The 17908-nt window shown below is 74.3% G+C and carries 18 protein-coding genes; 10 read left to right on the top strand and 8 right to left on the bottom strand.

The genetic code is table 11. The annotated features are described in order from the left end of the window. Positions 1-52: 52 nt before the first annotated feature. Positions 53-880 carry a hypothetical protein gene (locus AB0O91_RS37285; RefSeq protein WP_363442900.1) on the bottom strand — a complete coding sequence of 276 codons (828 nt, stop codon included), beginning with the start codon at positions 878-880 and terminating at the stop codon, positions 53-55. A 272-nt stretch (positions 881-1152) separates the two neighbouring features. On the opposite strand from AB0O91_RS37285, the gene bioB reads away from it, so the two are divergent. The 4 genes from bioB (at position 1153) to AB0O91_RS37265 (ending at position 5011) form a co-directional block, all read left to right on the top strand. Then, positions 1153-2385, top strand: coding sequence for a biotin synthase BioB (gene bioB, locus AB0O91_RS37280; protein ID WP_363442898.1), 1233 nt, complete (start codon positions 1153-1155; stop codon positions 2383-2385). Positions 2386-2450: 65 nt separating this feature from the next. Beyond that, the gene (locus AB0O91_RS37275; RefSeq protein ID WP_363442896.1) at positions 2451-3755 is read left to right on the top strand and encodes an adenosylmethionine--8-amino-7-oxononanoate transaminase; all 1305 of its coding nucleotides are present in this window, start codon (positions 2451-2453) and stop codon (positions 3753-3755) included. Continuing rightward, the gene (gene bioD, locus AB0O91_RS37270; protein WP_363442893.1) at positions 3752-4510 is read left to right on the top strand and encodes a dethiobiotin synthase; all 759 of its coding nucleotides are present in this window, start codon (positions 3752-3754) and stop codon (positions 4508-4510) included. The genes AB0O91_RS37275 and bioD overlap by 4 nt, the downstream gene beginning before the upstream one ends. Before the next feature lie 54 nt (positions 4511-4564). Beyond that, complete coding sequence (locus AB0O91_RS37265) at positions 4565-5011, top strand: hypothetical protein (RefSeq protein ID WP_363442890.1); 447 nt, start codon at positions 4565-4567, stop codon at positions 5009-5011. Between the two features lie 37 nt (positions 5012-5048). Here the strand turns inward: AB0O91_RS37265 and AB0O91_RS37260 are convergent, their stop codons facing one another. Next, positions 5049-5531, bottom strand: coding sequence for a GNAT family N-acetyltransferase (locus AB0O91_RS37260; RefSeq protein ID WP_363442887.1), 483 nt, complete (start codon positions 5529-5531; stop codon positions 5049-5051). A 151-nt stretch (positions 5532-5682) separates the two neighbouring features. Then, a complete protein-coding gene (locus AB0O91_RS37255) occupies positions 5683-6318 on the bottom strand; it encodes an XRE family transcriptional regulator (RefSeq protein ID WP_363442884.1) in 636 nt (211 codons plus the stop codon). A 119-nt stretch (positions 6319-6437) separates the two neighbouring features. On the opposite strand from AB0O91_RS37255, the gene AB0O91_RS37250 reads away from it, so the two are divergent. Then, complete coding sequence (locus AB0O91_RS37250; protein ID WP_363442881.1) at positions 6438-7874, top strand: aminopeptidase P family protein; 1437 nt, start codon at positions 6438-6440, stop codon at positions 7872-7874. Between the two features lie 58 nt (positions 7875-7932). Here the strand turns inward: AB0O91_RS37250 and AB0O91_RS37245 are convergent, their stop codons facing one another. From AB0O91_RS37245 to paaK, 3 genes are all read right to left on the bottom strand, one after another. After that, a complete protein-coding gene (locus tag AB0O91_RS37245; RefSeq protein WP_363442878.1) occupies positions 7933-8379 on the bottom strand; it encodes a GNAT family N-acetyltransferase in 447 nt (148 codons plus the stop codon). A gap of 48 nt (positions 8380-8427) precedes the next feature. After that, positions 8428-9102 (bottom strand): 50S ribosomal protein L11 methyltransferase, encoded by a 675-nt coding sequence (locus AB0O91_RS37240; RefSeq protein ID WP_363442875.1) that lies wholly within the window; start codon positions 9100-9102, stop codon positions 8428-8430. 118 nt (positions 9103-9220) lie between these two features. Next, on the bottom strand, positions 9221-10558 hold the full coding sequence (gene paaK, locus AB0O91_RS37235) for a phenylacetate--CoA ligase PaaK (RefSeq protein WP_363442872.1): 1338 nt from the start codon (positions 10556-10558) through the stop codon (positions 9221-9223). Positions 10559-10835: 277 nt separating this feature from the next. Between paaK and AB0O91_RS37230 the strand changes: the two genes are divergently transcribed. The 3 genes from AB0O91_RS37230 (at position 10836) to AB0O91_RS37220 (ending at position 14234) form a co-directional block, all read left to right on the top strand. Continuing rightward, complete coding sequence (locus AB0O91_RS37230; protein WP_363442869.1) at positions 10836-12380, top strand: hypothetical protein; 1545 nt, start codon at positions 10836-10838, stop codon at positions 12378-12380. Between the two features lie 147 nt (positions 12381-12527). Beyond that, positions 12528-12821 carry a hypothetical protein gene (locus AB0O91_RS37225; RefSeq protein WP_363442866.1) on the top strand — a complete coding sequence of 98 codons (294 nt, stop codon included), beginning with the start codon at positions 12528-12530 and terminating at the stop codon, positions 12819-12821. A gap of 249 nt (positions 12822-13070) precedes the next feature. Beyond that, positions 13071-14234 (top strand): ROK family protein, encoded by a 1164-nt coding sequence (locus AB0O91_RS37220; protein WP_363442863.1) that lies wholly within the window; start codon positions 13071-13073, stop codon positions 14232-14234. A 3-nt stretch (positions 14235-14237) separates the two neighbouring features. Here AB0O91_RS37220 and AB0O91_RS37215 read toward each other — a convergent pair whose 3' ends face one another. Further along, positions 14238-14666 (bottom strand): hypothetical protein, encoded by a 429-nt coding sequence (locus AB0O91_RS37215; protein ID WP_363442860.1) that lies wholly within the window; start codon positions 14664-14666, stop codon positions 14238-14240. Between the two features lie 123 nt (positions 14667-14789). Next, on the bottom strand, positions 14790-15563 hold the full coding sequence (locus tag AB0O91_RS37210; RefSeq protein ID WP_363442857.1) for a GntR family transcriptional regulator: 774 nt from the start codon (positions 15561-15563) through the stop codon (positions 14790-14792). A gap of 288 nt (positions 15564-15851) precedes the next feature. Between AB0O91_RS37210 and AB0O91_RS37205 the strand changes: the two genes are divergently transcribed. Together AB0O91_RS37205 and AB0O91_RS37200 are read left to right on the top strand one after the other, a co-directional pair. Further along, positions 15852-16655, top strand: coding sequence for an exodeoxyribonuclease III (locus tag AB0O91_RS37205; protein ID WP_363442854.1), 804 nt, complete (start codon positions 15852-15854; stop codon positions 16653-16655). Between the two features lie 252 nt (positions 16656-16907). Next, a complete protein-coding gene (locus tag AB0O91_RS37200; protein WP_363442852.1) occupies positions 16908-17885 on the top strand; it encodes an esterase family protein in 978 nt (325 codons plus the stop codon). Positions 17886-17908: the final 23 nt, after the last annotated feature.

Raw genomic sequence — 17908 nt, 5'->3', positions numbered from 1 at the left:
GGATCGGGTCCGTTAGGGCGGGCGGGACCGGATCGGACCCGACCTGAGCGGATCAGATCCAGACGAGGGGCTGGCCCGCCGCGTACGACAGCGCGCGGGTGGCCTCCTCCAGGTTCGGCTCGCCGCCGGAGGTCGGGGTGGGGGACGCCGGGGTCGAGGCGGTGCCGCTCGGGCGGCTGTCGCCGGTGCGGGAGGCGGTGACGGTCACGTAGTGCCCGACCGCCTCGACCCGGGGCACGCTGCCCGGCTTGGCGTCGCCGCCGGTCAGGGCGGGCGCGATGTTGGTGTCGGCGAGCATGAAGGCGACCGCGCCGGGCTTGGCCCGCAGGGCGTCGGCGGCCCGGGCGGCGGTGGACTGGTCGGCGAAGCGCAGCAGGGTGACGCTGCTGCGCACCGGGTGGTCGACGCCGGTGAAGCTGACGATCAGGTAGGCCTGGCAGCCGCTGTCCTTGAGCAGCTCCTGGGTACGGTCCTGGAGCACCTCGTCGCACTTCTCACCCTGCCGGATGCCGCCGCGCCGGGCCTTGTAGCCGGCGACCTCGACCGGGCGCTGGGCGGGGAAGAGGTTGTCGGCGTTGAGCGCCTCGGGGTCGGTGGTGGCGGGCGGGGAGCCGACCACCGGCGGCAGCCGGGCCTGGTCCTTCTTGGAGGGCCCGAGGCCGGGTATGTAGTCGCCGGGCGTCGGGCGGGTGATGATCCATCCGCCGGCGACGACCACGCCCACCACGGCGACCCAGCCGACCGCGCGACGGCCGGTCAGCCGCCGACCGCGCTTGGGCCCGGTCGGTGCCGCCCCGCCGGCGCCCCCGCCGGTCCGCTGTCCTGCCCGGCCGTCCTGGCCCTCTCCCGGAGTCGGGGTGCGCTCCCCCTGCGTGGTCATGGCGCAGATTCTAAGCACCCGTCGAGTGGCCGGGATCACTGGGTCGGGGCTTGTCGATCTTCGCCCCGACGCCCCCTCCGGCACGTCCTGCGCCGCCGCCGGGCCACCCGCTCGACTACTCGTCGGTAACCTTCGGTCGAGGCCGTCGTCAAGCGCGTGACCAGCGCCGACGCCGTGAGCTTCGACACTGTGGCAATCGGCACATCCTCACCGGGATCTTCTGGTGGGTTTGCTCTGGCGCCATTCGCGCGCCAGCAGGCAGGATCGGCCCCATGGATCTGCTCGATACCCTCACCGCCAAGGGCCTGCGCGGCGACGTCCCGACCCGCGAGGAGGCCCTGGCCGTCCTCGCCACCACCGACGACGAGCTGCTCGACGTGGTCGCCGCGGCCGGCAAGGTGCGCCGCCGCTGGTTCGGCCGCCGGGTCAAGCTCAACTACCTGGTGAACCTGAAGAGCGGCCTCTGCCCCGAGGACTGCTCCTACTGCTCGCAGCGGCTGGGGTCCAAGGCCGAGATCCTCAAGTACACCTGGCTCAAGCCGGAGCAGGCCGCCGACGCCGCCCGTGCCGGGGTGGCCGGCGGCGCCAAGCGGGTCTGCCTGGTCGCCAGCGGCCGCGGCCCGACGGACCGTGACATCGACCGGGTGACGGACACCATGGCGGCCATCAAGGACGCCGACCCCGCGGTGGAGATCTGCGTCTGCCTCGGCCTGCTCTCCGACAACCAGGCCGAGCGGCTCAAGGCGGCGGGCGCCGACGCCTACAACCACAACCTGAACACCTCCGAGAACACCTACGGGCAGATCACCAAGACCCACACCTACGCGGACCGGGTCGACACCGTCCAGAAGGCGCACGGCGCCGGGCTGTCCGCCTGCTCCGGCCTGATCGCCGGCATGGGCGAGAGCGACGAGGACCTGGTCGACGTGGTCTTCGCGCTGCGCGAGCTCGGCTCGGACTCCGTCCCGGTCAACTTCCTGATCCCGTTCGAGGGCACCCCGCTGGCCAAGGAGTGGAACCTCACCCCGCAGCGCTGCCTGCGGATCCTGGCGATGGTCCGCTTCGTCAACCCGGACACCGAGGTGCGGATCGCGGGCGGCCGCGAGGTGCACCTGCGCTCGATGCAGCCGCTGGGCCTGCACATCGCCAACTCGATCTTCCTCGGCGACTACCTGACCAGCGAGGGCCAGGCCGGGCAGACCGACCTCGACATGATCAAGGACGCCGGCTTCGAGGTCGAGGGCGCCGGCGAGGCCACCCTGCCGCGCCACCGCGCCGACGTCGCCGAGGCCGTCGCCGCCTCGGGCTGCGGCACCACGGCCGGGGGCTGCGGCACCGCGGCTCCGTCCTGCGGCAGCGGCGGCGGCTGCGGGCCGTGCGGCGGTCACGCGGAGCACGCGGCCGCCCCCGCCACCCCGGCGGAGGCGACCAACGACGAGCTCCGCGACGACCTCGTCAAGGTCCGCCGCCGCGGCGCCGGCACCGAACTCGCCCCCAACGCCTGACCGTTCGGCGCCCGACCGCGCACCGCCCCACCGCCCGGCGCCCGACCCTCCGGAGAGATCCCACCATGCCCCAGCTGTCCGCGGACACGCTGCTCGCCCTCGACCGGGCGCACGTCTGGCACCCGTACGGGCCGATGCCCGGCACCGCCACCCCGTACGTGGTCGAGTCCGCCTCCGGCGTCCGGCTGCGCCTGGCCGCACCCGTCGCGGGCGGCCGGCGCGAGCTGGTCGACGGGATGTCCTCCTGGTGGGCGGCGATCCACGGCTACCGGCACCCGGTGCTGGACGAGGCGGTGCGCGAGCAGTTGGGGCGGATGAGCCACGTGATGTTCGGCGGGCTCACCCACGAGCCCGCCGTCCGGCTCGCCACCCGCCTGGTGGAGATCACCCCGGAGCCGTTGCAGCACGTCTTCCTCGCCGACTCCGGCTCGGTCGCGGTCGAGGTCGCGCTGAAGATGTGTCTCCAGTACTGGCGGTCGACCGGGCGCCCGCAGAAGCACCGGCTGCTGACCTGGCGCGGCGGCTACCACGGCGACACCTTCCACCCGATGTCGGTCTGCGACCCGGAGGGCGGGATGCACCACCTGTGGGGCGGGGTGCTGCCCGGGCAGCTGTTCGCCCCGGAGCCGCCGGCCGGCTTCGACGCCCCGCTCGACCCCGCGTACGCCGCCCGGTTCGAGGAGTTGATGGCCCGCCACGCGGACGAGCTGGCCGCCGTCATCGTCGAACCGGTGGTCCAGGGCGCGGGCGGGATGCGCTTCCACTCCCCCGCCTACCTGCGGATGCTGCGCGAACTCTGCGACCGGTACGGGGTGTTGCTGGTCTTCGACGAGATCGCCACCGGATTCGGCCGCAGCGGCGCCCTGTTCGCCGCCGACCACGCCGGCGTCTCGCCGGACGTGATGTGCCTGGGCAAGGCGCTCACCGGCGGGTACCTGACCCTGGCCGCCACCCTGTGCAGCGGCGAGGTCGCCGACGGCATCAGCCGGGGCGAGGTGCCGGTGCTGGCCCACGGGCCGACCTTCATGGGCAACCCGCTGGCCTGTGCGGTCGCCGACGCCTCGCTGGACCTGCTGCTCGGGCAGGACTGGACGGTGCCGGTCAAGCGCATCGAGGCCGGGCTGCGGGACGGCCTGGCCGCCGCCGCGGGCCTTCCCGGCGTCCTGGACGTACGGGTCCAGGGGGCCATCGGCGTCGTGCAGTTGGACCACCCGGTGGACGTCCGGGCGGCGACCGAGGCGGCCGCCCGCGAGGGCGTCTGGCTGCGGCCCTTCCGGGATCTGGTCTACACCATGCCCCCCTATGTGACGGAGGACGAGGACGTGGCCCGGATCGCCGCCGCCGTGACCGCCGCGGCGGTGGCCGGATGAGCGCCCGCATCCTGTTCGTGACCGGCACCAACACGGACGTCGGCAAGACGGTCGCCACCGCGGCCGTCGCCTCGGCCGCCCTGCGGGCCGGCCGGAGGGTCGCCGTGCTCAAGCCCGGACAGACCGGCGTCGCCCCGGGCGAGCCCGGGGACGCGGCCGAAGTGGGGCGCCTGGCCGGTGAACTGACGGTCCGTGAGCTGGTGCGCTATCCCGAGCCGCTGGCCCCGGACACCGCCGCCCGCCGGGCCGCGATGCCCTATCTCGCGCCCGCCGACGTGGTCGCCGAGGTCCGCGCGCTCGCGGCCGACCACGACCTGGTGCTGGTCGAGGGCGCCGGCGGCCTGCTGGTCCGCTACGACGACCGCGGCCGCACCCTCGCCGACCAGGCCCGGGCCGTGCTCGACGCGGGCCTGGACGCCGAGGTCCTGCTGATCGCCTCGGCCGGGCTCGGCACCCTGAACATCGTCTCGCTCACAGCGGAGGCGCTGGCCGCCCGCGCGCTCCCGCTGGCCGGTGTGCTGATCGGCTCCTGGCCGGCCGACCCCGGCCTCGCCGAGCGCTGCAACCTCGCCGACCTGCCCCGCTCCGCGGGCGCCCCGCTGCTCGGCGCCCTGCCGGAACGCGCGGGCACGGCACGGGACTTCGCGGCCCTGGCGGCCGCCTCGCTGGCCCCCGCCCTCGGCGGCAGCTGGGACCCGGAGCACTTCACCCGCGCCCACCGGCCGGAACCGGCCCCGCTTCGCTCGAAGGTGTGAAGCCGGTCCCCGAACCGGGCACGGTGCGGGTACCGGCTCAATACCGTTCCTTCCATGACAGACGGGCTGACCATGGACGAGGCCCTGCGGGCCTTGGCCGCCCTGGAGGCGGCGTGGAAGGACGACGACGAGGCGCTGTCCGCCCTGGCGGTGGGCCGGGCCGACGAGCGTCCGCTGCCGTCGCTGGTCGCCGCGTACGGCGAGCACGCGATGGACACCCTGATGGCGCTGGCCTTCGGGCTCAGGTCGACCATGAGCGACGAGGAGATCGCCGAGCTCACGGACGCCGTCAGCGCCAACATCGGCGCGCGGATGAGCGCCCTGCTCACCCAGACCCTCAAGGCCTGGGGCACGGTCTCCGCCCCCGACGACCTCTCCGTCACGAAGATCATCGCCCACACGGTGATCGACGCGATGCGGGCCGTCACGGAGGACCCGAGCAAGACCGAGGTGCTGCCGCTGCTGGCGACCTTCCGCACGTACGCCCTCAACGGCGTCTGAGCGGCACCGGCCGGTCCGCGCCGCCCCCCGGCCGCCGTCAGAGCGGCCGGGACATCACCAGATCGGTGGTGGCGAAGCCGAGCGAGGTGTAGAGCGCGACCGCCACCTCGTTGTGGGCGAACACGTGCAGTCCGATCCGCACCGCACCGAGCCCGCGGGCGAGGTCCGCGCCCGCGAGCATCACCGCCCGGCCGTAACCGCGACCGCGCAACCCGGCGTCGACCTCGATGTCGTGGACGAAGGCGGCGGTCTCCGTGCCGTGCGGGCGCAGGTGCAGCCAGAAGATGCCGACCCGCTCGCCGCTCACCGCGTCCCGGGCCAGGCAGAGCCGGGTGTCGGGGGTGGCGAGCCCCCCGGGCAGCAGTTCGCGCAGCTTCCGGTCGGACTTCGCGGCGGCCTCCTCGGCCGCCCAGTTCCCCGATGTCACGTTGCTGGCGGCGTACTTGGCCACGATGTGGTCGAAGTAGGCCTGGAATTCGGCCTCGGTCATCGGGTCGAGTCGCACCTGCGCGGTTGTCATCGTCCGGACGCTACCCGAACCCCTGCCACCGATCCAGACCGATCCGGACCGTGCCGGACCAGGGCCTTCCCGGTAGCCGCTCGGCGCGCGGACCCCGAACACCCGAGGCCATCCGTTCGTCGAAGCGAACGAGGCGACGGCCGGGCGCACCTCACCTCCCCGGGCAGGGCGGCGCCTGCTCCCCCGCCTCCCCCGCCCCGCCCGGCTCCGCGAGGTGCAGCCGCTGCTCGGCGCGGTACTGCAGCAGGAGCACCGAGCGCACCGGCTCCCCGCTGAGCGCGGTGTAGGAGTGCGGGAGCGAGGCGTCGAACCCGATGTAGTCGCCCGGGTCGAGCTCCACCTCGCAGCGGCCCGCCCGGACCCGCAGCCGGCCGGACTGCACGACGGTGTGCTCGGTGCCGGTGTGGCCGCCGGAGATCTGCGTGCCGTCGGTGCGCACCTGCTGGTCGTAGACCTCGAACACCACGTCCCCGGCCTCGATCCGGCGCAGCGGGCGCAGGTCGACGCCGCGCCCGCTGAGCACCTCGGCGTCGGCCGCCCGGACCACCGTCACCTCGCCGGACGACCGCCCCTCGACCAGGTCGGAGATCGGCACGCCGAGCACCCGGGAGAGCCCGAGCACCGTCTCCAGGGTCGGGTTCCCGGCGCCGGACTCCAGCTGGGAGAGCGTCGCCTTGCCGATGCCCGCACGCCGGGAGAGCTCGGACAGCGACAGTCCGCGCTGGGTCCGGATCCACTTCAGATTGGCGGCCAGGACACCCCGCACCGATCCCTCGGAGTCGTTCATCCTCAGCCTCTTCTCTCCGGGCGCCGTTCGATATACCGTACAAAACGCTTGTTGCGCACCCGGCAGGACAGCGTAGCGAAGCACCCGGCTTTCCCCCTCCCCCGACTGGAGAGTTCGCAGTGACCGAGCCCACCGAGCCGATCAAGTACCGCAAGAACGGCCTGACCCGCGGGGTCACCGACGAACTCGCCCGGAACATGACCCAGGGCTGGGCCGACACCGAGCGCCACGCGCTGGCGCCGATCGCCCAGTCCGAGCACACCGCGCGCCGCCGGGCCGCGCTCTCCGCCGCCTTCCCCGGCGAGCTGCTGGTCGTCCCGTCCGGCAACCCCAAGGTGCGGGCCAACGACACCGACTACCCGTTCCGCCCGTCCTCCGACTACGCCTACCTGACCGGCGACCAGTCCCAGGACGCCGTGCTGGTCCTGGAGCCCACCGGGGAGAGCGGCCACCTCCCCGTGCTCTACCTGCGCGACCGCTCCCGCACCGACAACGGCGAGTTCTGGCTGGACACCCACGGCGAGCTGTGGGACGGCCGCCGCAACAGCCTCACCGAGAGCGAGAAGCTGTTCGGCCTGCCCTGCCGGGACGTCCGCACGGTGCGCGCCGACCTGGCCGCGGCCACCGCCCCGGTCCGGGTGCTGCGCGGGCACGACGCCGGGGTGGAGGCCGCGCTCCGGACCGCGGCGGTCGCCGACCGGGACGCCGCGTTCGAGGTCTTCCTGTCCGGGATGCGCCTGGTCAAGGACGAGTTCGAGATCAACGAGCTGCGCTCCGCCTGCGAGGCGACCGCCCGCGGCTTCGAGGACGTGGTGCGCGTCCTCGGCACCGACACGGCGACCCCGGAGCGGCTGATCGAGGGGACGTTCTTCGTCCGGGCCCGGCTGGAGGGCAACGACGTCGGTTACAGCAGCATCGCCGCCGCCGGCCCGCACGCCACCACCCTGCACTGGGTCCGCAACACCGGCCGGGCCCGCCCCGGCGACCTGCTGCTGCTCGACGCGGGCGTGGAGACCAATGAGCTCTACACCGCCGACATCACCCGCACCCTGCCGGTCTCCGGCCGCTTCACCGACATCCAGCGCAAGGTCTACGACGCGGTGTACGCCGCCCAGGAGGCCGGCATCGCCGCCGTCCGGCCCGGCGGCGACTTCCGCGACTTCCACCGCGCCGCCCAGCGCGAGCTGGCCGAACACCTCACCGCCTGGGGCCTGTTCGGCGACCTCACCGCCGACCGGGTGTACGAGCTGGGCCTGCACCGCCGGTTCTCGCTCGCCGGGACGGGCCACATGCTCGGCATCGACGTCCACGACTGCGCCCACTCCCGCACCGAGGAGCACCTCGACGGGCAGCTGCTGCCGGGCATGGTCCTCACCGTCGAGCCCGGCCTGTACTTCCAGCCGAACGACCTGACCGTGCCGGAGGAGTACCGCGGCATCGGCGTCCGGATCGAGGACGACATCCTGGTCACCGCCGACGGCAACGAGAACCTCTCGGCCGCCCTCCCCCGCCGCTCCGACGAGGTCGAGGCCTGGCTGGCCCGCCTGCGCGGCTGACGGCCGGACCGCCCCCGGTTACCGGGTGCCGGGGCCGCTCCCGTGGACGGCCGGCGCGCTACCCCGCCCCGCCGGGCAGGGGCTTGACCCAGCGGGTCCACTGGGGTTCGGGGCGGTAGCCGGCGGCCTGCCAGGTGCGGTGGCCGAGGGTGTTGTCGTCCAGCACCATGGCGTCGGCCCGGCGGCCGCCGAGGGCGGCGAAGCGCTGCTCGGCGGCCGCCAGCAGGGCGGTGCCGATGCCCCGGCGGCGGTGGGCCGGGTCGACGGCGAGGCGGTAGAGGTGGCAGCGCCAGCCGTCCCAGCCGGCGATCACGGTGCCGAGCGGGGTGCCCGGGTCGTCGGCCGCGGCGGCGACGATCAGGCACTCCCCGTCCCGGGCGAGCAGCGCGGCCACGCCCGCCTCGTCGTCGGTGATGCTGGTGCCCTTGGCGGCCCGGGCCCAGAGGGCGAGCAGCGCGGGGATCTCCTCGGGCGCGGCGGGGCGCAGCACGATCGGTGGGGTCATGTCGGCCTGTCTAGCAGGGAGTTCGGCCGCGCCGCCGGGATTTTCGGATCATGGACGCAGGCGCCACACCGTGGTGGTCTTGACCGAGGCGTCCTCCAGGTCCGCCACCACCGGCACCTGGTAGGCGGCGACCGCGGTGAAGCGGTCCCGGGGCAGGTAGGCGCGGCCGGGGTCGCCGACGATCACGGTGGCGCCGCGCGCGGCGGCGCGTTCCAGGAAGGGCAGGAAGCGGCCGGCCATGGCCCGTTCGTAGAACACGTCCCCGGCGAGCACCACGTCGGCCGGGGCGCCGTCGCCGTCCACCAGGTCGACCAGCGCGGCGGCCACCCGGACGCCGTTGGCCCCGGCGTTGAGGCCGACGGCGGACACCGCGTAGGCGTCGATCTCGGCCGCCCGGACGTCCCGAGCGCCGCGCAGCGCGGCCGCCACCCCGACCAGGCCGGAGCCGGCCGCGATGTCCAGCACCGCCTTGCCGTCGACCAGTTCGGGGTGGTCCAGGACGTAGCGGGCGACCGCCACCCCGCCCGCCCAGGCGAACGCCCAGAACGGCGGCGGCAGTCCGGCCTCGCCGCGTTCGCGTTCGGTGCTCTCCCAGAGGGCGATGGCGTCCGGCGCCATGTGCAGGCGGATCTCGGGCACGAAGGGAACGGGCGTCAGTTCGGTCTCCCGCAGGATGAACGCCCGGTCGGTGTCCGCTTGATGAACTCGCAGCTCACTCGGCATGCCCCGCAGCATAGGCCCCGCCGCGACCGGGGCCGCTCAGCCGTCGGCCGCACGTGCTCACGCCCGTGCAGCCGTGCGCCCGTGCGGCTCGGTGGCCGTACGGCCGCCGCCGAGCCGCTCAGCGGGGCCGCTCGTCGACCACCCGCCTGATCTTCCCGACCGAGCGCTCCAGCGTGTACGGGTCCACCACCTCGACCGCGACCGTCACGCCCACGCCGTCCTTGACCGCGCGGACGACCGCCTCCCGGGCGGCCTCCCGCAGCGCGGCCGGCGCCTCCGGCCGGGCCTCCACCCGGACCGTCAGGTGGTCCAGCCGCCCCTGCCGGGTCAGCCGCAGCTGGAAGTGCGGGGCGACGCCCGGGGTGCGCAGCAGGATCTCCTCGATCTGGGTCGGGAACAGGTTCACCCCGCGCAGGATGACCATGTCGTCGCTGCGCCCGGTGACCTTCTCCATCCGCCGGAAGGCCGGCCGTGCGGTGCCGGGCAGCAGCCGGCTGAGGTCCCGGGTGCGGTAGCGGATGACCGGCAGCGCCTCCTTGGTGAGCGAGGTGAAGACCAGTTCGCCGCCCGTCCCCTCGGGCAGCACCTCGTCCGTGAACGGATCCACGACCTCCGGGTAGAAGTGGTCCTCCCAGATGTGCAGCCCGTCCTTGGTCTCCACGCACTCCTGGGCGATGCCCGGGCCGACCACCTCGGAGAGGCCGTAGATGTCGACGGCGTGCAGGTCGAGCCGCTCCTCGATCTCCCGCCGCATCTCCTCCGTCCAGGGCTCGGCGCCGAAGATGCCCACCTCCAGCGAGCTCGCGCGCGGGTCCAGGCCCTGGCGCTCGAACTCGTCCAGCAGGGTGAGCAGGTAGGACGGGGTGACCATGATGATCTCGGGGCGGAAGTCCTGGATCAGCTGCACCTGGCGCGCGGTCATGCCGCCGGACGCCGGGATGACGGTGCAGCCGGCCCGCTCGGCGCCGTAGTGGGCGCCGAGTCCGCCGGTGAACAGCCCGTAGCCGTAGGCGATGTGCACCTTGTGGCCGGGCCGGCCGCCGGCCGCGCGGATCGAGCGGGCGACCACGTCGGCCCACATGGACAGGTCGTTCTCGGTGTAGCCGACCACGGTCGGGCGCCCGGTGGTGCCGCTGGAGGCGTGGATCCGGCGGACCCGCTCCATCGGGACGGCGAACATGCCGAAGGGGTAGCCCTCGCGCAGGTCGGCCTTGGTGGTGAAGGGGAAGCGGGCGAGGTCGTCCAGGGTCCGGCAGTCCTCGGGGTGCACCCCGGCGGCGTCGAACTTGCGGCGGTAGAGCTCGACGTGGTCGTAGGCGTGCCGCAGGGTGGCCCGGAGCCGGTCCAGTTGGTGGGCGCGCAGTTCGTCGACGCCCATCCGCTCCCCGGCGTCCAGCAGTGCGGGCGCAATGGGCTCCCCCAGGCGCCGGTCCGGGTCGGGTGCGCTGCCGGTCATCATCGCTCCTCCGCAGGTCGGCCTGGGCCCGAGGGCCAACCGATCGTTCGGTCAGGCCAAGCCCAGGCCAAGTAATCCAGCACCCGAACCACCTGTCAAGGGAAGGGGCAACAGTTCCGGAATGTGAACTTCCGACGTGTTCGTGGCAGGGTCGTGCCCGCCGCTTGGATGTCCGATATGAAAATCATTACGGAAGTTTGACTCTGCGGCGGGCTCCACCGGCCCGGCCGCATGGTTCAGTAGTGCGGCTTCTCCCCCGCACCCCGGAGTGATCACCTTGGCCTCGACCCCTGCGCTGGTCAGCGCGCTGCGCGAGCTCGGCGACCGGCCCGCCGTCGTCGCCGACGGACGCGCGATCAGCGGCATCGGCCTGCTGCTCGGCGTCTCCCCGCCGGGCGGCCTGCCCCGGGCCCTCGCCGAACGCGTCGCCGCACACGCCTCCCTGCCGCCCTCCACCGCCCGCGCCGCCGAGGAACGGCTGCGGCACTGGGCCGGCGTGCTCGGCCCGCCGCCGATCCGGCACACCGTGCTGCACCCGGCCACCGAACTGGCCGTCGAACTCTCCCTCGCCACCCTGCTGGCCGGCGGCACCGTGCACTGCGCCGACCCCGAGCAGCCGCCCGAGGACCAGCTCAGCGCCCTCGCCGCCAACGGCACCACCCACCTCAGCCTGCCCTCCGCCCTGCTCTGGCGGCTCAGCCGGCAACCCGGCCTCGCCGACCACGACCTCGGCGCCCTGCGGCTCGTCCTGCACGTCGGGCCCGAACCCCGGCAGGACGACGTCTACGCCGCCGTCGACGCGCTCGGCGCCGTCCTCGCCCACGTCCGCGCCCCCGACAACCGCGCCGAGGCCGCCGACCGCCGACTGCGCGCCGACACCGAGGCCGCCACCGCCGCCGCGTGGAAGCACAGCATCGGCCTCACCGCCGACCAGATCACCGGCTTCGGCGCCCACCTGGACCGGGCCGTGCTCACCGCCCTCCTGCACACCCTCCAGCAGGCCGGCGTGCTCACCGACCCCGGGCACGGCTGCTCCGAGGCCGAACTCCTCGCCACCGCCCAGGTCACCCCCGCCCAGCGCCCCCGGGTCGGCCGCTGGCTCGACGCGCTCGCCCGGCACGGCCTGCTCACCCGCCGAGACGGCGGCGCCCAGGGACCGGTGTACTGCGGCGCCCCCGAACTCACCGCCGCCGAGGTCCGCGATGCCTGGCGACCCGCCGCCGAGGCCTGGGCCGACGGCCTCGGCACCGCCGCCGTCCTCGACCGGGTCCGGCGCGGCGCCCTGCGCCTGCCCAAACTGCTCACCGGCGAGGAGACGCCCCGGCCGGCCGCCGCCCCGGTCCGCTGGGCCGCCGCCCGCGGCTACCTCGGCACCGCCCTCGGCGCCCTGGTCCGCGCCACCGGCGAGGCCCACCCCGGCCCGCGGCCGCTGCGGGTGCTCGAACTCGACCGGGAGGGCGCCGAGACCGTCGTCACCCGCGCCCTCGCGGCCCGGCCCCGGCAGAACGCGGAGCACCACCTCGCCCCGGACGGCGGGCGCTACGACGTCGTCGTCGCCACCGCCCTCGGGCGGCCGGAGGAGGAGGTTCCGGCCCTCGTCGACCTGCTCGCCCCCGGCGGCCGCCTGCTGCTGCTCGCCCCCGTCACCGAGCACCTCGACCTGCTGATCACCGGCGACCCCCGCGGCCTCGCCGCCCACCCGGCCGACCACTGGCGCGCCGCCCTCACCGCCGCGGGCTGCCCGACCGTGATCACCCTGCCGGAGGACGGGCACCCGATGGGGCTGCTGGGGCAGGGGCTGTTCGTGGCCCGGACGGACTGAGGCCCGCGCCGGGGCGGGCTCGGGCCCCGGGGCGGGCCGGGCTCCGGCGCGGGCCGCCGGACGGTCCTGGTTCCGCGGCGGGCCGCTGCCCCGCGGGGTGGACCGAACCCCCGGTGGAGCGACGGGGTCCCCGTTACGATCGGGCGCATGGCCGCTCCCGTCCCCTCCCCCACCCCCTCCCGCTCGATCCGCTCCCGGGCCTCCCTCGGCTCGATCGGTTCCATCGGTTCCATCGGCTCGCTGCTGTCCATCGGCTCGGTCGGATCCGTGCTCTCGATCGGCTCGGTCGGCAGCGTGCTGTCCGTCGGCTCGGCCGGCTCGGTCCTCAGCGCGTTCTCGGGGTGCTCCTGGCTCAGCGTCGGCTCGCTGCTGTCGGTGCGGGCCCGCTGGTCCGTCCGGGGACGGCGCCCGGGGCGGGGGCCCGCTGCGGCCGGCCGGTGAAGCCGGGGTCACGTACCACCACCCGATCCGTACCATTTCGATACCGAAGCCCGGGTGAGCTGGGGGAATCCTCGCCGCGCCGGGCGGTCCCCCGGTAGGCTCCGGACAGTCCTCCGGGCCCCTCGTACGGGGTGGCGGCGCGCCGCCCGTGCCGTGTCCCGGGGGCAGACCCCCGCGGGCCATTCGGTGGGCTCCGCGCACTCGACACCGCGCGCCACTGCAGTCGCGCGAACGGCGAAGGGCATCGCTTTGGCGGATCGGCTCACCGGAGGAGACTCCTCGCTGCTGCGGCGGATCAACGCGGCGGTCACGCTTCGGGCGCTGCGGACCGGCCACTCGGTGACCCTCACTCAGCTCGTCGGCGAGACCGGGCTCTCCCGGCCGACCGTCGAGGGCGTGATCGAGGGACTGGTCGAGACCGGGCTCGTGGCCGAGGTCGAGCAGCCCCGGGAGGACGGCCCGCCGGGCACCGGCCGCCGCGGCCGCCCGGCCCGCTGGTTCCGCTTCCGCGCCGAGGCCGGGCACATCCTCGGCATCGAGATCGGCGTGCACGACGTCCGGGTCATCCTCGCCGACCTCACCGGCGAGGTGGTGGGCAGTCACTTCAAGCCCGTCGACGAGACCCTGGAGGCCGAGGACCGGCTCTCCGCCGTGCGCACCGCCGTCGCCGAGGTGCTGCGCAAGGCCGGCATCTCCCGGGACAACCTGTGGTCCGTCGGCATCGGCACCCCCGGCATCGTCGACCGCGAGGGCACCGTCCGGCTCGGCACCGCGATGCCCGGCTGGACCGGGCTGGACCTCGGCGCCCGGCTGCGCCGCTCCTTCCGGTGCCCCGTCCTGATCGAGAACGACGCCAACCTCGCCGCCATCGCCGAGCACTGGCAGGGCGCGGCGGTCGGCGCCGACGACGTGGTCTTCGTGATGGCCGGCCTCAGCCCCGGCGCCGGCTCCCTCATCAACGGCCGGCTGCACCGCGGTTACGGCGGCGCGGCCGGCGAGATCGGCGCCCTGCACCTGCTCGGCCAGGAGGTCACCCCGGAGCGGCTGCTCTCCACCACCGGCAAGCCCCTCAACCCCCTGGACGAGGCCGCCGTCGCCCGCGTCCTGCGGCTGGCCCGGGAGGGCGACGAGGTCGCCAAGGTCGCCATGGACCGCTTCCTCACCCGCCTCGTCCAGGGCGTCGCCGCCCTGGTCCTGGCCATCGACCCCCAGCTGGTCGTCATCGGCGGCTGGGCGGCCGGCCTCGACGGCGTCCTGGAACCGCTGCGCGAACGCCTCGCCCAGTTCACCCTCCGCGCCCCCGAGGTCGCCCTGGCGGCACTGGGCTCCGAGGTCGTCTCGATGGGCGCCCTGCGGGTCGCCCTGGACCACGTCGAGGACCAGCTCTTCGCGGTGGACCCGCCCCGGGTGTGAGGGCTACGGGGCGGCGTACTCGGGGGCGGTCAGGTCGAGGGTGAGGGTGCTACCCCAGTCGTTGACGAAGTGCGCCGACGGCCATTCCACGGTGGCCCGCAGGAACGGGTTGCCGGTCGAGGTGGTCAGCAGCCACACCAGCTCACGGTCCGGGCCGAGTCGGGCGATGAAGCCGAGGTGCCCCAGGCCGCCGTCGCCGCACTGCAAGTAGCCTCGGCCGTCCGGCAGTTCGGTCTCGCTGTTGAGGTCGAGATCAGGCTCGCCCGACGACGGCTCGGCTGCCAGCTCCGCCACATCCACCGGGTCGCCCAGCTCCAGCCGGAGGTGTTCCGGCCCGTCGAACTCCGCCTCCCGGGCCGTGCCGTCCGCCCGGAACAGGCAGTCGAACGCCAGCACTTCGCCCCTTGCCCACCACTCCAGCACCGGGTTCACCGGCCACCCCCTCCTGAGTCCGTCTCCCCGCACGGTAACCAGCCATCGGGGTGGCGGTCAACGACACCGGCCCGGACGCCAGTTGGGCGTCCGGGCCGGTGTCCGAGGGTGTCGGGGAGTGGTTCAGGAGGCGGTGCGGACCTCGGGGGTCGCACCGACCGGGGTAACCTCGACCAGGCCGGTCTCGCCGAAGGTCAGCTTGCAGGTGTCCGCGCGGTAGGTGGCGACGGCGAGCGCCACCAGGCGGCCGGCCGCGGCGTACTGGGTGGTCATGACCAGCACCGGGGTGCCCGGGGGGCGCTCCAGCAGCACGGCCTCGTCGGCCTCGGCGACGCCGAGCTCGACGGAGCGGGACTCGCCGTCGACCTCCAGGCGCTCCAGCTGGCGCAGCACCGACCGGGCGCGGTCGCTCTCGGCGCGGAAGCCGGGCAGGTGCGGCAGGGCGGCGGCCGGCACGTGCAGGGACTCGGAGGCCATCGCGCGGCCCTCGACCAGGCGGACCCGGCGGACGGTGTGCACGGTCGCGCCCTCGGCGATGCCGAGGCTCCTGGCCAGCGGCGCGGCGGCGGGGGCGGTGGTGCAGTCCACCGCGCGCCAGGCCTGGCTGCGGCCGGCGCCGGGCCAGCCCTCCTCCTGCCGGTTGACCGGGACGCCGACCCGCGGCGCGGCGATCAGGGTGCCGATGCCCCGGCGGCGGACCAGTCGGCCCTCCAGCTCCAGCTGGTCCAGGGCCTGGCGCAGCGTCGCCCGGGCCACCCCGAAGCGGGCGGAGAGCTCGCGCTCGTTCGGCAGGACCTGGCCGGTGGAGAACTCCGTGTCGATGGCCCGCAGCAGCACCGTGCGCAGGTGCCAGTACTTCGGCTCCGGTACCGCCGAGAGCTGTCCTGTCGTCCCCACCGTGTCCTCCACCCTGCTGTTGTCCGCCCTGCGACAAGGAGGGCGGATCCCTGACCCGCTGCCCGCTGTTGCGGCAGGTGGGAGAGCGGGCCTTTATCCGTCCTTCTTTATTAAAGGTCTTTGCAGTAAGCGACCCTAGGTGCTCCGTCCGGAGATGGTCAAGACCAATGGCACGGCTTGATGCGGCCGTCGCGAACATTCATGCCACGTTCACGACAGCCCTCCCGGGGCCGCTCCCGGCCGCGCGTCACGGTTCGGGACGGAGCCGCCAGTGGGTAGGCTGCCCGGGTGATCGTGGTGACGAGTGTGAACGTGAACGGAATCCGGGCGGCGGCCAGGAAGGGCTTCGTCGAGTGGCTGGCCGGAACGGAGGCGGACGTGATCTGCCTCCAGGAGGTGCGCTCGGAGCCCGGGCAGCTGCCCGTCGAACTGCGCGACCTGGACGGCTGGCACGCCCTCTGGGCCCCGTCCGTCGCCAAGGGCCGGGCGGGCGTCGCGGTCCTCTCCCGCCAGGAGCCCCAGCGCAGCGCCATCGGGTTCGGCTCGGCGGAGTTCGACGACGCGGGCCGGTACCTGGAGATCGACCTGCCGGGTCTGACCATCGCCAGCCTCTACCTCCCCTCCGGTGAGGTCGGCACCGAGCGCCAGGACGAGAAGGAGCGCTTCATGGCGGAATTCCTCGTCCACCTCACCGCCCTGCGCGCCCGCGCCGCCGCCGACGGCCGCGAGGTCGTGGTCTGCGGCGACTGGAACATCGCCCACCGGCCCGAGGACCTCAAGAACTGGAAGGCCAACCAGAAGTCCGCCGGCTTCCTCCCCGAGGAGCGCGCCTGGCTCGACCGCGTCTACGACGAGGCCGGCTACGTCGACGTCGTCCGCGCCCTCCACCCCGACCGCACCGGCCCCTACTCCTGGTGGTCCTACCGCGGCCGCGCCTTCGACAACGACTCGGGCTGGCGGATCGACCTCCAGGTCGCCACCCCCGGCCTCGCCGCCAAGGCCACCGACGGCCGGGTGGAGCGCGCCGAGACCCACGCCGAGCGCTGGAGCGACCACGCCCCGGTCACGGTGGCGTACGACCTGGACAACTGACCTCAGCACCACCGCAGTTGCCTTGCCCCCACGGAGCCCGGGCCATCGCCCGGGCTCCGCTGCGTCCCCGGCCGCGGCGGGGGACGCAGCGGCTCGAGCGGCTCATGACGGAGGGACGCTACGGCCGGAGCGGGCCAGTGTCAGTCCGGATGGTTCCGGGTTCTGTGGTCGGGGGTGGGTGGTTAGCGTCCCTAGCGCTCGACATCCGGCGGTCGGGAGCGGCCGTCGGCAGGCGCTTTCCAGGAGGTCGTGTTGACCGCGCACCACCCCACCCGTAGGAGCATCCTCAGGTCGGCCGGCGGGCTCGGCGCCGCCTTGGCGTTCGGGGCGGCGGGGTCGCTGCCCGCGGCGGCGGCCGACAACGGGTTCGGCCTGACCGTCGTGGACCGCAACGAGAGCGACCCGCGGATGCGGTACTACCGGTTCCGGACCGCCGCGATCGGGTGGAACCCCGCCGTGAACGTGCTGCTGCCGGACGACTACTGGTCGAGCGGGCGCACCTACCCGGTGCTGTACCTGTTCCACGGGGGCGGCACGGACCAGGACTTCATCACCTTCGACCGGATGGGCGTCCGGGACTGGACCGCCGGGAAGCCGATCATCGTGGTGATGCCGGACGGCGGCCACGCCGGCTGGTACTCCAACCCGGTGAGCTCCAACGTGGGGCCGCGCAACTGGGAGGAGTTCCACATCAACCAGCTGCTGCCGTGGGTGGAGGCGAACTTCCGGACCTTCGCCGAGTACGACGGCCGCGCGGTGTCCGGCTTCTCGATGGGCGGGTTCGGCGCGTTGAAGTACGCCGCGAAGTACTACGGCCACTTCGCCTCGGTCAGCGCCCACTCCGGGCCGGCCAGCCTGCGGCGGGACGGCGGCCTGGTGGCGCACTGGGCGAACGCCTCGTCCGCGGCGCTGGACCTGGCGGGCGGCACGGTCTACGGCGTGCCGCTCTGGGACCAGGCGCGGGTCAGCGCGGACAACCCGGTGGAGCGGATCGAGAGCTACCGCAACAAGCGGGTGTTCCTGGTGGCCGGCACCAGCCCCAGCCCGGTCGACTGGTTCAGCAGCGTCAACGAGCCCCAGGTGCTGGCCGGCCAGCGGGAGTTCCGCTCGCTGCTGGACCGGGCCGGCATCCCGCACGACTCGCACGAGGTGGACGGCGGCCACATCATCCGGCCGGACCTGATGCGGCTCGACATCGACGGCATCATCGACCGTCTGCGCAAGGCGTGAAAGGCGTGAAAGGCGTGAATGGC

Source organism: Kitasatospora sp. NPDC089797 (assembly GCF_040684795.1).
In the GTDB taxonomy this organism is placed as follows: Bacteria; Actinomycetota; Actinomycetes; order Streptomycetales; family Streptomycetaceae; genus Kitasatospora.
Note: the sequence above shows the minus strand (reverse complement) of the source record. Positions and strands in the feature narration are given on the sequence as shown.

What these genes read in the sequence shown, in the direction of transcription:
- AB0O91_RS37285 (WP_363442900.1), bottom strand. Translation starts at nt 880, where the DNA reads ATGACCACGCAGGGGGAGCGCACCCCGACTCCGGGAGAGGGCCAGGAC.
- bioB (WP_363442898.1), top strand. Translation starts at nt 1,153, where the DNA reads ATGGATCTGCTCGATACCCTCACCGCCAAGGGCCTGCGCGGCGACGTC.
- AB0O91_RS37275 (WP_363442896.1), top strand. Translation starts at nt 2,451, where the DNA reads ATGCCCCAGCTGTCCGCGGACACGCTGCTCGCCCTCGACCGGGCGCAC.
- bioD (WP_363442893.1), top strand. Translation starts at nt 3,752, where the DNA reads ATGAGCGCCCGCATCCTGTTCGTGACCGGCACCAACACGGACGTCGGC.
- AB0O91_RS37265 (WP_363442890.1), top strand. Translation starts at nt 4,565, where the DNA reads ATGACAGACGGGCTGACCATGGACGAGGCCCTGCGGGCCTTGGCCGCC.
- AB0O91_RS37260 (WP_363442887.1), bottom strand. Translation starts at nt 5,531, where the DNA reads ATGACAACCGCGCAGGTGCGACTCGACCCGATGACCGAGGCCGAATTC.
- AB0O91_RS37255 (WP_363442884.1), bottom strand. Translation starts at nt 6,318, where the DNA reads ATGAACGACTCCGAGGGATCGGTGCGGGGTGTCCTGGCCGCCAATCTG.
- AB0O91_RS37245 (WP_363442878.1), bottom strand. Translation starts at nt 8,379, where the DNA reads ATGACCCCACCGATCGTGCTGCGCCCCGCCGCGCCCGAGGAGATCCCC.
- AB0O91_RS37240 (WP_363442875.1), bottom strand. Translation starts at nt 9,102, where the DNA reads ATGCCGAGTGAGCTGCGAGTTCATCAAGCGGACACCGACCGGGCGTTC.
- paaK (WP_363442872.1), bottom strand. Translation starts at nt 10,558, where the DNA reads ATGACCGGCAGCGCACCCGACCCGGACCGGCGCCTGGGGGAGCCCATT.
- AB0O91_RS37225 (WP_363442866.1), top strand. Translation starts at nt 12,528, where the DNA reads ATGGCCGCTCCCGTCCCCTCCCCCACCCCCTCCCGCTCGATCCGCTCC.